Here is a 13,393-nt window from a genome sequence, read left to right on the forward strand (position 1 = left end):
CAACTCCGTTGTTCGGCTGGGATCGCCTGGCTTCTTTTCGAAGGTAGGTGCGCCGTCAGCGTGGGTCAACCGGACAAGCCGGGCGCATATGGAATGCAAATTTTCTTGGTTGCGCTGTTACGAATTCGCAATGCGCAGAACAATAAACCGCAGCCTGCGCTAAACCGTTTGGCCTGCCGGATATTTCACGTGTATTTCGTTCAGGCGGGGCCGCGCCCGTCGCCCGCCAGCTTCAGCAGTAGGCGCGTTCCGCCCAACGGGCTGGGGTGCAGGGATGCGCTCCCGCCGTGCAATTCTGCCTGCTGGGCGACCAGCGCGAGTCCCAGCCCGGACCCCGATCGCGATGCCGTCGACCCGCGGGAGAAGCGTTCGAATACGGCGGTGCGTTCCTCCTCCGGGACGCCGGTGCCGTTGTCGTCGATCGCGATTTCCACGCCTTCACCCGAACTGCTCACGGTGAGTTGAATCTTGGAAGCACCACCGTGTTTGACGGCGTTGGCAATGGCGTTGTCGATCACCAGCCGCAAACCCGTGGGCAATCCCACCATCAAGACGGTCGGCGACGGTATCAATGAGACTTCCACGTCGGGGTAGCTGCGCGGCGCGTCGTGCGCGGCGCGATCCAGCAGTTCGGTGATGTCGAACGGGACGAAGTCGTCGACGGTGGTGAGCTGGCCCTGCGCGAGTCGCTCCAGCGCCGTCAGCGTGGCTTCGATGCGGCTCTGGGTGCGGATGACGTCGCCGATGATTTCCTCTCGCTGCTCGGCGGCCAGCTCCAGGGTCGACAGCACCTCGAGGTTGGTGCGCATGGCGGTCAGCGGGGTACGGAGCTCGTGGGAGGCGACGGCGGCGAAGTCACGAGCCGACTCCAGTGCTGCCCTGGTGCGTTGTTGCTCGTTACCAATGCGGTCCAGCATCTGCTCGACCGCTTCGGCGATCTCCACGGCCTCCCGCACGCCGCGGACCTGCACCTCGTCGGGGCTGGACTGCGCATTGATGGCGCGGGCTTGCCGGGCCAGCAGCACGAAGGGGTTGACCATGATCAACGAGATCACCCAGCCCACCAGGAATGTGCCGGTGATCACGCCCGCGCAGATCAACAACACCCGCAGGTGCAGTTCATTGATCCGATGCTGTGCCTCGGCCAGCGGCGCGGCGAGCGCAATCGAAACCGGACCCGCGTTAAAGGTCCGGACGCGGTATTGCACGCCGTTGATCGTGGTGTTGGCGTAGCCGTTGGCGAGTTTGGGCAACACGATGTTGCTGGGCACCGACACCGTCAAGTCCCCGATGCGGGCGGTGCGCACCAGGTTGCCGTCCGGCGACGGCCGATCGGGAGTGCTCTGGTGTGCGCTGTTGAGCAGTGTGTTGATGTCGCCGAGACTGCTCACGGAGTCCAGGCGGCGATCGAGCTGGGTGTATTGATCGTTGGTGACGCCGACCCACACCCATACGCCCAGCGTGACGACCAGGGCGATCACTCCCAATTGCGCAACGATGACGATGGTGCGCAACGACAAGACACGCATCGGCAGTCGAATTTTTCTCAACGCGCGAATGTTGGGCTCCCTTGCTGAGCTACTGCTGCTTCGCGACCATCATGGCCCATTCAGCGTTTACCGGATCGCGGTGCAACGACTCTCGATTCACACCAGGGTCAATTCGCTGGGCAGGCCGTCGTCCCACGCGGCCTGCGCGAGGAGTTCGCCGAGCAACGGCCCGAACTTCATCAGGTTGCTGCCGACAAAGCCCACCACCCGGCCCCGGCGCACCACTTTCCACCCGTCGCCGCCCGCGTCGAGCCACGGCGCGTGCACCGAGACGCAGTCCACCTGACCCACCGGCGACAGCGACGGGAAGAGCGCACGCATGCCGGCCGGGTCCGGTATCTGCTGACCGAACGCCCAGCGACCGGTGCTGCCCAGCGGCAGCCCGTAGCCCTCGGGCGCCGATAGGCAGGCGGCACCGGTCGCGTCGGCGCCCGCGTAGGTGAAGCGTGTATGCGGGGTGAACTCGACATCGAGCGGGCCCAGCAGGTCCGGTGTCTGCGCTCCCACGCACACCAGAACTTGCTCGCCGCGCAGCACGGTGCCATCCGCCAGACGGACCGAGCCGTCGTCGCCGAGCGAGACGACCTGGCCACGCCGGATCTCCACCCGGGCCGCCAAGGCGCTCAGCGCACGGCGAATACGCAGGCTGCCCCCGAGCGGATCGAAGATCCCGGCCTCCCAGGGAGCCGCGACGAACGGGATCCGGGCAGCGATCTCGTTGCGGTCGAGCCAGGAGAATTCGGCGCCGGCCTCGGTCATCGCCGTTGCCGTCTCCTCGGGTGGGGCCGCCGCGATGAAGCCCTCGGAACCGAGCAGCCGCCCCGCCTCGAGCTCGCTCTCCCACCGCTGCCAGCCGGCGCGGGCCCGGATGGCGAGACGGCAGAGCGCCGGGCGCTGATGCGCGATGCGGAAGATGCGCGCCAGACCCGCGGACTGTTCGGCGAACGGCTCGCCGCGTTCGAACACGACCGCGGGCTCTCCGCGCCGCGACAACTCGTAGGCGGCGGCGAGCCCGCATATTCCCGCGCCGACGACAACGATCACGTAACTACCTCCCCCGCAACGGCATTAGTCATCAGCGGACCACTTCGCGGTGGCCGGCGTCCAGTCGTCGGGTCCAGCCCCGCGAGTCGAGGTGTTCCAGCAACGGAATCGCCACCCGGCGCGTGGTGCCGAGCGCCTGGCGCGCTTGGCTCGTGGTGAACGGCTGGTCGAGGCGGGCCAACTCACGCATCGCCAGAGCCGGCGCGGTGGGCAACAACACGACGCCGTCCCGCAGCCGCAGCACCCGCCCGGCCCGCTCGGCCGCGGCCAATTCGCGGGCGGACAGCTGTAACGCCGACAGATCGTCGGCCTCCGGCGCGTGGAAGGGCTCCGCCCGCAGTCGAGCTTCCAGTTCACCCACCGCGGCCTCGGCCCGACCGAGGTCATCGTTGGCGCCGCCCGTCCGAATGTGGCCGCCGCGCTGCTCGAGTCCCGCGTCGAGGGTGACGGCGTCGAGCAGCGACTCGTCCGGCAGGGCCAGCAGATCACGCGCGGCACCGCGAGATAACCCTTCTGCCAATGGGTCTCGCGCATGTAGCTCTTCGACCGCGGCCCGCAACCGATGCTGCCACGCGTCGTAGGTCGCCCCGTGCACCCACCAGCCGTCGAGCACCCGGACGCCCTCGGGTGTCGCGTCCGGTGACGTGAGCAGCCCCAACCGACGCAGATGACTCTCCCGCACCGCGCCGCGCCGGGCCACCTCGGCGCCGACGTCGCCGGCCGCGTCCATCGCGCCCAGGGTCGCGGATCGGCGGGTTCCGTCGCCGCGCCGCCGCAACTCCGGGGGGTCGGCATCGAGCACCAGGGCGCCGCCCAGCAGCCGCTGGCCGCCCGGGTCGCGCAGCACCAATCGATCGCCGAGTACGAGCGGCAGTCGCCGGTCGAGGGTGAGCCGGCCGTGGTCGTCGTCGAACGGCCGCAGCCGTGCGGGCACGGCCGCGGTGCCGACGTGTACGACGAGTTGGGCCGCAGCCTCGGTCAATGGGCCGCCGGAAGTGCGGCGGATGTCGAGCGTGCCGGTGCTCGGCCACGCCGCGGGAGTGACCAGCGCGTGCCCGCGGTGGATGACATCGCGCGAGACGCCGCGCAGGTTGAGGGCGACCCGGGACACCGGGCCCAGCGCCGGGTAGGGCTCGCCCCGGCTCTGCAAACCGCGGATCACCACCGTCAGCGGCTGGTCCGCGCCGAGCACGTTCAGCCGGTCACCGCGGGCCACCGTGCCGGCCGCGAGCGTCCCGGTCACGACGGTGCCCGCGCCGGTGATCGTGAAGGAACGATCGACCCACAGCCGCACCCGGGCGGTGGTTTCGGGGGCGGGCAGTTGCTCGAGGACGCGATCGAGGGTGGCGCGCAGCTCGGTCAGTCCGGTTCCCTCGACCGCGGACACGACGACGCCGGGCGCATCCCGCAGCCCGGCGCCGGCCAGCTCGTCGCGGGCCTGGGCCAGCACGCCGTTGGCACGGTCCGGCGCCCGGTCGGCGCGGGTGATCACGATCAGGCCGTGCCGGATTCCCAGCGCCGCGAGCGCGTCGCGGTGGTCGCTGGACTGCGCCTGCCAACCCTCGTCCGCGGCGACGACGAAGCAGACCACCGGCGCCGGGCCGAGGCCGGCCAGCGTGTTGGCCAGGAAGCGCTGGTGTCCGGGCACGTCGACGAAGGCCACCTCGCGGCCCGACGGCAGAGTGGTCCAGCCGAAGCCGAGATCGATGGTCAGACCGCGGCGCCGCTCCTCCTCCCACCGGTCGGGCTCCATGCCGGTCAGGGCGCGGATCAGGGTGCTCTTGCCGTGATCGACGTGGCCGGCAGTGGCGACGACGTGAGTGCTCAGCGGTCCGCCTCGGGCATTGCGGCCAGCGCCGCCCGGACCGCGTCCAGCAGCCGGCCGTCGTCGGACTCAGGGATGCAGCGCAGGTCCAGCAGGCAGGAGCCGTCGTGTACCCGCGGCAGCACCGCGGGGTCACCCGTGCGCAGGGCGGCCGCCGCGGGCTCGGGAAGGCGGACCGCCCAGCCGGGCAACGGGACGCCCGGGGCGCCACCGCCACCGACCCGGCCGTCGTGCGCGACGACGGACGCCCCGACCGCCTCGGCCAGAGCTAGCGCCCGTGCCCGCAGGCGTTCGGGGTCGGCGTGCAGGGCCTGAGTCACCGGCGAGGTGCCGGTCCGAACGGTGGCCTCCAGCGCGGCGAGGGTGAGCTTGTCCGCCCGAACGGCGCGCGCCAGCGGATGCCGTGCCATCCGCGTGACCACCTCGCCGCGGCCGAGCACGATGCCCGCCTGCGGCCCGCCGAGCAGTTTGTCGCCGCTGGCCGTGACCACGTCGGCGCCCTCGGACAGCGTGGTGGCGGCGTCGGGCTCATCGGGCAGCAGCGCGTCGGGCGCAAGCAGCCCGCTGCCGAGATCGACGACCAACGGCACCTGCTTCTCGGCGGCCAGCCCCTGCAGCTCGGATACCGCTACGGCGGAGGTGAATCCCTGCACCCGGAAATTGCTCTGATGCACCTTCAGCAGGCATCCGGTCTGCGGCCCGATCACGTCGGCGTAGTCCTTCAGGTGAGTGCGATTGGTCGTTCCGACCTCGCGCAGCCGGGCACCGGTGGAGGCGATCAGGTCGGGCAGCCGGAAGCCGGCACCGATCTCGATCAGCTCCCCGCGGCTCACCACGACTTCGCCGCCGGCCGCCAGCGCGGTGGTAGCCAGCACCAGCGCGGCGGCGCCGTTGTTGACCACCAGCGCGTCCTCGGCGGCGGGGCAGGCCTCCAGCAGCGCTTGGCGAAGGGCGACCGCGCGCTTCGAGCGGGTGCCGGTGTCGAGGTCGAGTTCCACGTCGACGTAGCCGCTCGCGGAAACCAGCGCGTCGATCGCACTCGCGGCCAATGGCGCACGACCCAGATTGGTGTGCACGACGACGCCGGTGGCGTTGAGCACCGGCCGCAACCTGGTGTTCCGGTGCGCCGCCAGCGACGCCACGACCGCGTCCTGCACCTGGTCGGGCGCCAGGTCGCCGCGGCGGGCCCGGTCCTGAATGTCACGCACCACGGACCTGACCGCCTGCTCGCCCAGCCGGTTTCGCGCCTCCTGCACCGGCGGAAGCGAAAGCAGTTGATCGGTGCGCGGAATCAGGCGGCGCGGGTCGACCTGTGTCACTTGCCTCCTCGACCTCCTCGGTCCGCGATTGGCGGAGGCGGACGGGAATCGAACCCGCCAGACCGAGATACTCGATCTCACCGGTTTTGAAGACCGGGGGGACCACCAGGAACCCAAACGCCTCCCTGCACAAACTAGCGTGGTCAGCGCCGATGGTCGTTTTGCCCGCCTCCGAGCGACAAACCGTCGTGCCGCGCGGCGTGTGTGCAGAGAGCGAAGAGGCGTGTGACGACGTTGACAGTTGTCGCTGTGAGGCGGGCAGTGGGTGAGCCGGCCCGTTGCTCGTAGGCTCGTGGCATGACCCAGACGCAGACCCGGCTGACCGGCTATGCGCACGGCGGTGGCTGTGCCTGCAAGATCCCGCCCGGTGAGCTGGAAGAGGCGGTCCGCGGCCTGGTCGGACAGACCAACGACAACGTCCTGGTCGGCCTCGACGATGGTGACGACGCGGCCGCGGTCCTGGTCGGTGATCTCGCGATACTGTCCACCGCGGACTTCTTCACGCCCGTCGTCGACGACGCCTACGACTGGGGCCGGATCGCCGCGGCCAACGCGCTTTCCGACGTCTACGCGATGGGCGGACGCCCGGTGGTCGCGATCAACCTGGTCGGCTGGCCGCGCGACGTGCTGCCCCTGGAACTGATGACCGAGGTGCTGCGCGGCGGCCTGGCGGTGGCTTCGGAGGCCGGCTGCCCGGTGATCGGGGGCCACTCCATCGACGACCCGGAGCCGAAGTACGGCATGGCGGTGACCGGTGTGGCCGACCCGAATCGATTGCTGCGCAACGACGCCGCCCAACCCGGGCTGCCGCTGACGCTCACCAAGCCGCTCGGCGTCGGGCTGCTCAACAATCGGCACAAGCAGACCGGCGAGGTGTTCGCGGAGGCGATCGCGACGATGACCCGGCTCAACCGCGACGCCGCCGAGGCCGCCGTGGCAAACGGTGTGCGCGCGGCCACGGATGTGACCGGCTTCGGCCTGCTCGGCCACCTCTACAAGATGTGCCGGGCCTCGAAGGTGGGCGCGGTCATCGACCGCTCCGCGGTGCCCGTGATCGATGCGGCCCGCGCGGCACTGCGGGACGGGTTCGTCTCCGGCGGGTCGCGGCGCAACCTGGATTGGGTCCGGCCGCATCTGCGTCCCGGCCCCGGCGTGACCGAGGATGATTTGCTGCTGCTCGCGGACGCGCAAACCTCGGGCGGCCTGCTCGTGGTGGGCGAGCTACCCGGTCACCCGGTGATCGGCCACACCGTCGCGGGCGAGGGCATCGAACTGCGCTAGTCCGCGGTGGTGATCGAATCGTCCGTGATGCCCGCGGCGCGGCGCGCGGCCAACCGACGCTTCTGCGGCTCCATCGTGTAGCGAGGGTCGCGGGCGGATTCCTTGCCCGCCTCGAAGAAACCGAACCTCAGCATTGCCGATGCCGTCAGCAGCGCCAGGCCGGACAACGCGGCGACATCGCGCCGGTGGCCACCGAGCAGCGCGCCCAAACCGCCTGCAGCGGCAAGTCTTTCGCTCCATGCGAGCAATCGGCCGGGCGTGCCGTGGTGCAGCGGCTCTCTGGTCACCGGGTCCATCCGGAATTCGGTGAACCTGGCGGAGATCAGGTCGCTGACCGCGCCGATGACGGCCAGCTTGCGCGCGGGCCCGGCCTCGGAGACTCCGGTGGTGATCATCGCCAATCCCGACGCGGCCAGGCTCGCCGAGCTCGCGAACACGAACGGTAGGTCGCGATACGCGGCGCTCCAGGTCGGGGTCGCGGTGTCGGTGAGCAGCACCGCGGTGTAGACCGCCAGTGGCGGCGACAGCACCCCCGCTCCCAGGCCCGCCGGTCCCTCCACGGCGCGCAGCACGGGCCGCAAGGGCCCCAACGGAATTCGCTCGCCGGTCATCCGGTCGATCTCGGAGACCGCGGCAACCCCGATGCCGGCGCTGAATAGGCTGAGAATCCACGAACCAATGCTCATCGGCGAGGTCAGCTTGACCGTTCGCAGCATGTTGACGAAACGCTCGGGGCGGCCCAGATCCTTCACCAGCGCGACCGCACCCAGCGACACCGCGACCAGAGCGGACAGTCTTGTGTTGCGGCGCAACGTTTTTCGTCCAGTCAACTGGGCACCGGCCGCCAGCAGACCGGACCCACCGGCGACGCCGCCGAGGAATAGGTAGGCGGCCACTTCGTGTCCCCAGGGCGCGGGCTTGACCACCGGACGCCCGTAGTACGAGGTGAATTCGGCGTCGGGAACCATCGGCATCTCGCGCGAACCGTCGCCACCACCCCGGCGGCCGGCGCGGTTACCTTTCCGGCGCTTGCCGCCCTTGGGCTCCGGCGGACGGAAGCTGTCGAATTCCGAGGTGCTCACCGGCTGCCCCAGAACGCCAGCGCTGCCGCGCCGACCATTCCGGCTGCGGCCATGGCTGCCCGCTTGAACATCGTCGGCAGGTCGGCGGTGCACACCCGCGGATCGGGCGGCAGGCCGTACACCTCCGGTTCGTCGAGCAACAAGAAGATCGATCCGGTGCCGCCCACGCCGTCGTGCTCGTTGGCGCCGTAAAGCCTTGCCTCAGTTCGCCCTTCGGCGTGCAGCTGCGCTACCCGCTCGCGCGCCTTGTCCACCAGGTCGTCGTGATTGCCGAACTTGATCGACGTGGTCGGACAGGTCTGGGCGCAGGCCGGTATCTGGTCCTCGACCAGGCGGTCGTAGCACAGGGTGCACTTCTGGGCGACGCCGGTGACGAACTCCTCTTGCGGGCGGCCGGGGCGTTCGGCCGGCGTCGCGTACGTGCCGTCGCTGCGGCGCTCCACCACACCGAACGGGCACCCCGCCACGCACGTTCCGCAGCCGTTGCACACGTCGTGCTGCACCACCACGGTGCCGAACTCGGTGCGGAACAACGCTCCGGTCGGGCAGACGTCGAGGCAGCCCGCGTGCGTGCAGTGCTTGCAGACGTCGGACGACATCAGCCAGCGAAACTCCGGGGTGTCCGGCGGCTTGGTGTCCGGGGGCTTGGTGTCCGGCGGGCTGGAGTCCGTGGTACCAGGGAAGGCCGGCATACCCAAACCGATCAACGCCCGGCCGGATTCGCGCGCCTCCTCGATCCGGTCGCGCCCCTGCTCGATGAACGCCACGTGCCGCCAGGTGCTCGCCCCCAGCGAACCGGTGTTGTCATAGGACGATCCCAGCAGTTCGAGGTCGCCGTCGCGCGGGTTGCGATTCCATTCCTTGCACGCCACTTCGCACGCCTTGCAACCGATGCAGATGGAGGTGTCGGTGAAAAACCCCTTGCGTGGCTTGACATCTCCCCAGCCGGCATCGGCGGCGGGGTCAGTCGGTCCGGTCAGCTGACCCATCGGCTCCCCTTCCGTGCTTCCCGCCAAGCGGGTCGATGATCTCCCAGACGGCCTCGGTGACTCGTACATTGTCCGTCTCGACCGTGGCGCCCGCGCGAGACTGGTACTCGGCCACCAGCTGCAACAGCGCCGGGCCCTGCGGCCGCCGGCCCGGTTGGATGTCGCAGGACCCGGCCTTGGACTCCTGGATCTGCACGTTTGGATCCAGTGTCACGCCCAGCAGATCGTTGGCCGCATCGCCGCTGACCACCGCGTCGCTGCCGACGCCCCAGTGATAGGGCAACCCGATCTGGTGCACGGTGTGGCCGCCGATCCGCAGCGGGGTCATCCGTTCGGTGACCAGCACCCGTGCCTCGATCGCCGCCCGCGGCGAGATGATCGTGGCCCACCCGTAGGGTTCGAGGCCGCGTTCGGCGGCCAGCTCGGGGGAGACCTCGCAGAACATCTCCGGTTGCAACTCGGAGAGATACGGCAGCCAGCGGCTCATGCCTCCGGCGGTGTGGTGCTCGGTGAGCCGATAGGTGGTGAACACGTACGGGTACACATCGGCGCCGGGCTCACCGGCGCTCGGCGCGCTCAGATTGTCCTTGCGCGGGAAGATGATTCGCGACGGATTCTGCTGTTGCGGATACAGCGCGTTGGCGACCGGTGACTCCTGCGGCTCGTAGTGCGTGGGCAGCGGCCCGTCCACCAGACCCTTGGGCGCGAACAGCCAACCCTTGCCGTCGGCCTGCATGATGAACGGGTCGTCGCCGGCCAGCGCGGCCGGACCGCCGAGCGCGGGGTCGGGTCGGCTGCCCGGCGCCCGGTCCACCGGGAAGTCGGGCACATCGTCGCCGACCCAGCGCTGCTGTTCGGGATCCCACCAGATGTAGCGCTTGCGTTCGCTCCACGGGTTGCCGTCGGGGTCGGCCGAGGCGCGGTTGTACAGGATCCGGCGGTCGGCCGGCCACGCCCAACCCCACAGCGACTGGCTCGGGCCGGTACCGCCGTGCGGCACCCGGCGAGCGGCCTGATTGACGCCGTTCGCGTACACCCCGGCGTAGATCCAGCAGCCCGCCGCGGTCGACCCGTCGGCGCGTAGCTCGACGAAGGAGGACACCGGCTTGCCGGCGTCAGGGCCGGTGAGGTGGCGGCCGTTGTACTCGGCGAGCACCGCCTCGCCGTCGATCTCGCCGTGCTCGTCGGTCCGGTAGTCCCACGTCAGGTCCAGCAGCGGTCGGTCGCGTTCGTCGGTCGAATCCGCCAACCGCGCCCTGATCCGCTTGCCCAGCTCGTAGAAGAACTCGCATTCGCTTTGGCATTGGCCGGGCGGTTCGACTGCCTTGTGCCGCCATTGGATCAGCCGCTGCGTCTGGGTGAAGGTTCCCGCCTTCTCGACGTGGGAGGCCGCCGGGAAGAAGAACACCTCGGTCTCGATCTTCTCGGTCTCCAACTCCCCGGACGCGATCTCCGGACCGTCCTTCCACCAGGTGGCCGACTCGATCAGGTTAAGGTCGCGCACCACAAGCCATTTCAGATGGGCCATGCCGAGTCGCTGCATCCGGCCGTGTGCCGACCCCACCGCGGGATTCTGGCCCAACAGGAAGTAGCCCTCCACCTCGTCGTCGAGCATGCCCATCACGGTCTGGTAGGTCCCGTGCGGTCCGGACAGCCGCGGCAGATAGTCGTAGGCCCAGTTGTTGTCCTCTCGGGCGGCGTCGCCCCACCATGCTTTGAGCAGGCTGACGGTGTACGCATCGGCGTTGGCCCAGAAGCCTTTCTGCTGCTTGGACCCGACCGCGTCGAGGTAGTCGGCGAGGGTGTCGTGCGTGCCCGCCTTGGGCATCGGCAGATAGCCTGGCAGCAGGTTGAACAGCGTGGGAATGTCGGTGGACCCCTGGATGCTGGCGTGACCGCGCAACGCCATGATGCCGCTGCCGGGACGGCCCACATTGCCCATCAGCAGTTGCAGAATCGTTGCGGTGCGGATGAATTGGGCGCCAAGGGTGTGCTGGGTCCACCCGACGGCGTAGGCGAAGCAGGTGGTGCGCTCGCGACCGGAGTTCTCGACGATGGAACGGGCGAGATAGTCGAAATCGGCGAGGCTGATCCCGCAGACGTCGCGCACCATCTCCGGCGTGTAGCGGGCGTAATGCCGCTTGAGGATCTGGAACACCGTCTGCGGATGCTGCAGCGTCTCGTCGCGCAGGACCCGAGCGTGCGCCAGCGGTGGCCCCCCGCTGCCCAACGCGTCACCCGGGCCACCGTCGACGTCGTCGCTCTCCTGCGCGGCATACGCCCAGGTCGACTGGTCATACTGCCCGGTCTCGGGATCGAATCCGGAGAAGAGCCCGCCGAGTTCTTCAGCGTCCCTGAAGTTTTCGTTGATCAGCGTGGCCGCGTTGGTGTATGCGACGACGTACTCCTTGAACCACAAGTCGTTGCTGATGACGTGGTTGATCAGGGCGCCGAGTAGCACCACATCCGAGCCCGCCCTGATCGGGACGTGCTTGTCCGCCACCGCCGAGGTGCGGGTGAAGCGCGGATCGACGTGGATCAGCCGCGCCCCACGGGCTTTGGCCTCCTCCACCCACTGGAAACCGACCGGGTGGCACTCGGCCATGTTGGAGCCCTGGATGATGATGCAATCCGCGTTGGCCATGTCTTGCAGTGATTGGGTGGCGCCGCCGCGCCCGAAGGAGGCTCCCAGACCGGGAACCGTGGCGGAGTGTCAAATACGAGCTTGGTTCTCGATCTGGATCGCGCCGGCCGCGGTGAAGAGCTTCTTGATGAGGTAGTTCTCTTCGTTGTCCAGCGTGGCACCGCCGAGGGCCGCGATCCCCATCGTGCGGCGCAGCAGGTTGCCCTTCTTGTCGATGTCCTGCCAGGTATTGCGACGGGACTCGAGGAAGCGATCGGCCACCATGTCGATCGCGGTGTTCAGGTCGAGGCGCTCCCATTCGGTCGCCCGCGGGGCGCGGTAGAGCACCTCGAGCTGGCGGCCCGGCGAGTTGACCAGTTGCTCGCTCGCCGACCCCTTGGGGCACAGCCGTCCGCGCGAGATCGGCGAGTCGGGATCGCCTTCGATCTGAACGACCTTCTCGTCCTTGACGAAGACCTTTTGTCCGCAGCCGACCGCGCAGTACGGGCACACGCTTTGCACGACGCGGTCCGCGGTCGTGGTGCGCGCGGTGATGGCACGGGTGTGCTTGGAGGTCACGGCCGGCCCGCGACCGAACGCGTCACCCGAACGCAGCTGACGGATCACGGGCCATTCGAGGAACATCTTCGGGGAGGGCAGCTTCGGAGCCATGGCTCGAAGCCTAGTGCGCGCCGCGCCGGCGCGCGGCGGACGCGATCGCCGAACGATTAGGTGATCGACGCGGCGTAGATCTCCCGGATGTTCGACCCGAGCTTCTCGTCGAATTCCGCATCGCTCTGCTGGGCGGTCAGCCCCTCCGTCAGGGCCCGCGAGAAGCTCGCGATCAGGCCGTGATTGCGGGCCAGGATCGTGCAACTTTCGGTGAGGCTGTAGCCGCCGGACAATGCGACCACCCGCAGCACCCGGGGGTGGTCGATCAGCGGCGCGTAGCGGTTGTCTTCGTCGGGCAACGTCAGCTTGAGCATCACCTGCCGCTCGCCCGGGAGTTCGTCGAGCTTGGTGTGCAACGCCGCCACCAGCAGGCCGTCCGCCTTCGGCTTGTCGGGGCTCTTGATGCTGACCTCGGGCTCGACGATCGGCATCAGCCCCGCCGCGGCGATTTTGTCGGCGTATTCGAATTGCTGGTCGACGATCGCCTTGATCCCCACCTCGTTGGGCTCTTGGATGAACGAGCGCATCTTGGTGCCGAAGATGCCCAACGCGGCGGCCCGCTCCAACAAGGAGTCGAGTTTGGTCATCGGCTTCATGAGCTGGACGCCGTTTTCGGCGTCGCCGAGCCCCTGGTCGACCTTCACAAACGGCACGATGTGCTTCTGCTTCCACAGAAACGCCGCGGTGTCCTCGCCGTTGATGGCCCGGTCCATGGTCTGCTCGAAGAGGATCGTTGCCAGCACCCTGTCGCCGGAAAAGCTGGGACTCGTGATCAGGCGCTCGCGCATCTCATGGATCAGGTTGAACATCTGCTCGTCGTTGTCGTACGCGTCCTGCTCAATCCCATAGAGCTTCAGGGCTTTTGGCGTACTGCCACCGCTTTGGTCCAACGCGGCGATAAAGCCACGCCCCGACGCCATCACGTTGCGTTGCTCTTCGTTCACAGCGATCCCTCCGTCGTTGCTTTGGTCCGGGCCCGGCCCGGTGCTGCCAGCCCGCGGCCCCGGC

The 13,393-nt window shown here is 69.0% G+C and carries 9 protein-coding genes and 1 tRNA gene; 1 reads left to right on the forward strand and 9 read right to left on the reverse strand.

Translation table 11 applies throughout. The features are described from left to right. Window positions 1–200: 200 nt before the first annotated feature. The 5 genes from LMQ14_RS27485 to LMQ14_RS27505 all read right to left on the reverse strand — a co-directional run bounded on the left by LMQ14_RS27485 (window position 201) and on the right by LMQ14_RS27505 (window position 5,863). Complete coding sequence (locus LMQ14_RS27485) at window positions 201–1,529, reverse strand: sensor histidine kinase (protein WP_267735708.1); 1,329 nt, start codon at window positions 1,527–1,529, stop codon at window positions 201–203. A 117-nt stretch (window positions 1,530–1,646) separates the two neighbouring features. After that, window positions 1,647–2,594 carry an NAD(P)/FAD-dependent oxidoreductase gene (locus tag LMQ14_RS27490; protein ID WP_267732739.1) on the reverse strand — a complete coding sequence of 316 codons (948 nt, stop codon included), beginning with the start codon at window positions 2,592–2,594 and terminating at the stop codon, window positions 1,647–1,649. Between the two features lie 31 nt (window positions 2,595–2,625). Continuing rightward, window positions 2,626–4,422 carry a selenocysteine-specific translation elongation factor gene (gene selB / locus LMQ14_RS27495; RefSeq protein ID WP_267735709.1) on the reverse strand — a complete coding sequence of 599 codons (1,797 nt, stop codon included), beginning with the start codon at window positions 4,420–4,422 and terminating at the stop codon, window positions 2,626–2,628. Continuing rightward, window positions 4,419–5,738 carry an L-seryl-tRNA(Sec) selenium transferase gene (selA, locus tag LMQ14_RS27500; protein WP_267732740.1) on the reverse strand — a complete coding sequence of 440 codons (1,320 nt, stop codon included), beginning with the start codon at window positions 5,736–5,738 and terminating at the stop codon, window positions 4,419–4,421. The genes selB and selA overlap by 4 nt, the downstream gene beginning before the upstream one ends. 29 nt (window positions 5,739–5,767) lie before the next feature. Then, a tRNA-Sec gene (locus tag LMQ14_RS27505) sits at window positions 5,768–5,863 on the reverse strand. 172 nt (window positions 5,864–6,035) lie between these two features. Here LMQ14_RS27505 and selD point away from each other — a divergent pair. Beyond that, complete coding sequence (gene selD / locus LMQ14_RS27510) at window positions 6,036–7,019, forward strand: selenide, water dikinase SelD (protein ID WP_267732741.1); 984 nt, start codon at window positions 6,036–6,038, stop codon at window positions 7,017–7,019. On the opposite strand, the gene nrfD is transcribed toward selD, so the two are convergent. From nrfD to LMQ14_RS27530, 4 genes are read right to left on the reverse strand one after another with little or no spacing between them, the layout of a single operon-like run. After that, window positions 7,016–8,101 (reverse strand): NrfD/PsrC family molybdoenzyme membrane anchor subunit, encoded by a 1,086-nt coding sequence (gene nrfD / locus LMQ14_RS27515; protein ID WP_267732742.1) that lies wholly within the window; start codon window positions 8,099–8,101, stop codon window positions 7,016–7,018. The two genes, selD and nrfD, sit on opposite strands and share 4 nt — an antisense overlap. Next, window positions 8,098–9,090 carry a 4Fe-4S dicluster domain-containing protein gene (locus LMQ14_RS27520; RefSeq protein ID WP_267732743.1) on the reverse strand — a complete coding sequence of 331 codons (993 nt, stop codon included), beginning with the start codon at window positions 9,088–9,090 and terminating at the stop codon, window positions 8,098–8,100. Before LMQ14_RS27520 ends, nrfD begins: the two co-directional genes overlap by 4 nt. Further along, window positions 9,065–12,385: a formate dehydrogenase gene (fdh, locus tag LMQ14_RS27525; RefSeq protein WP_420714580.1), complete on the reverse strand. Its 3,321-nt coding sequence runs from the start codon at window positions 12,383–12,385 to the stop codon at window positions 9,065–9,067. The genes LMQ14_RS27520 and fdh overlap by 26 nt, the downstream gene beginning before the upstream one ends. Before the next feature lie 56 nt (window positions 12,386–12,441). Beyond that, the gene (locus LMQ14_RS27530; RefSeq protein ID WP_267732744.1) at window positions 12,442–13,329 is read right to left on the reverse strand and encodes a fructose bisphosphate aldolase; all 888 of its coding nucleotides are present in this window, start codon (window positions 13,327–13,329) and stop codon (window positions 12,442–12,444) included. Window positions 13,330–13,393 lie beyond the last annotated feature (64 nt).

This window comes from Mycobacterium sp. Aquia_213, from assembly GCF_026625985.1.
Lineage (GTDB): Bacteria > Actinomycetota > Actinomycetes > Mycobacteriales > Mycobacteriaceae > Mycobacterium.

Bases quoted from the DNA above. Each gene is read 5' to 3' on its own strand.
- selD (WP_267732741.1), top strand. From the start codon at position 6,036: ATGACCCAGACGCAGACCCGGCTGACCGGCTATGCGCACGGCGGTGGC.
- LMQ14_RS27485 (WP_267735708.1), bottom strand. From the start codon at position 1,529: ATGCGTGTCTTGTCGTTGCGCACCATCGTCATCGTTGCGCAATTGGGA.
- LMQ14_RS27520 (WP_267732743.1), bottom strand. From the start codon at position 9,090: ATGGGTCAGCTGACCGGACCGACTGACCCCGCCGCCGATGCCGGCTGG.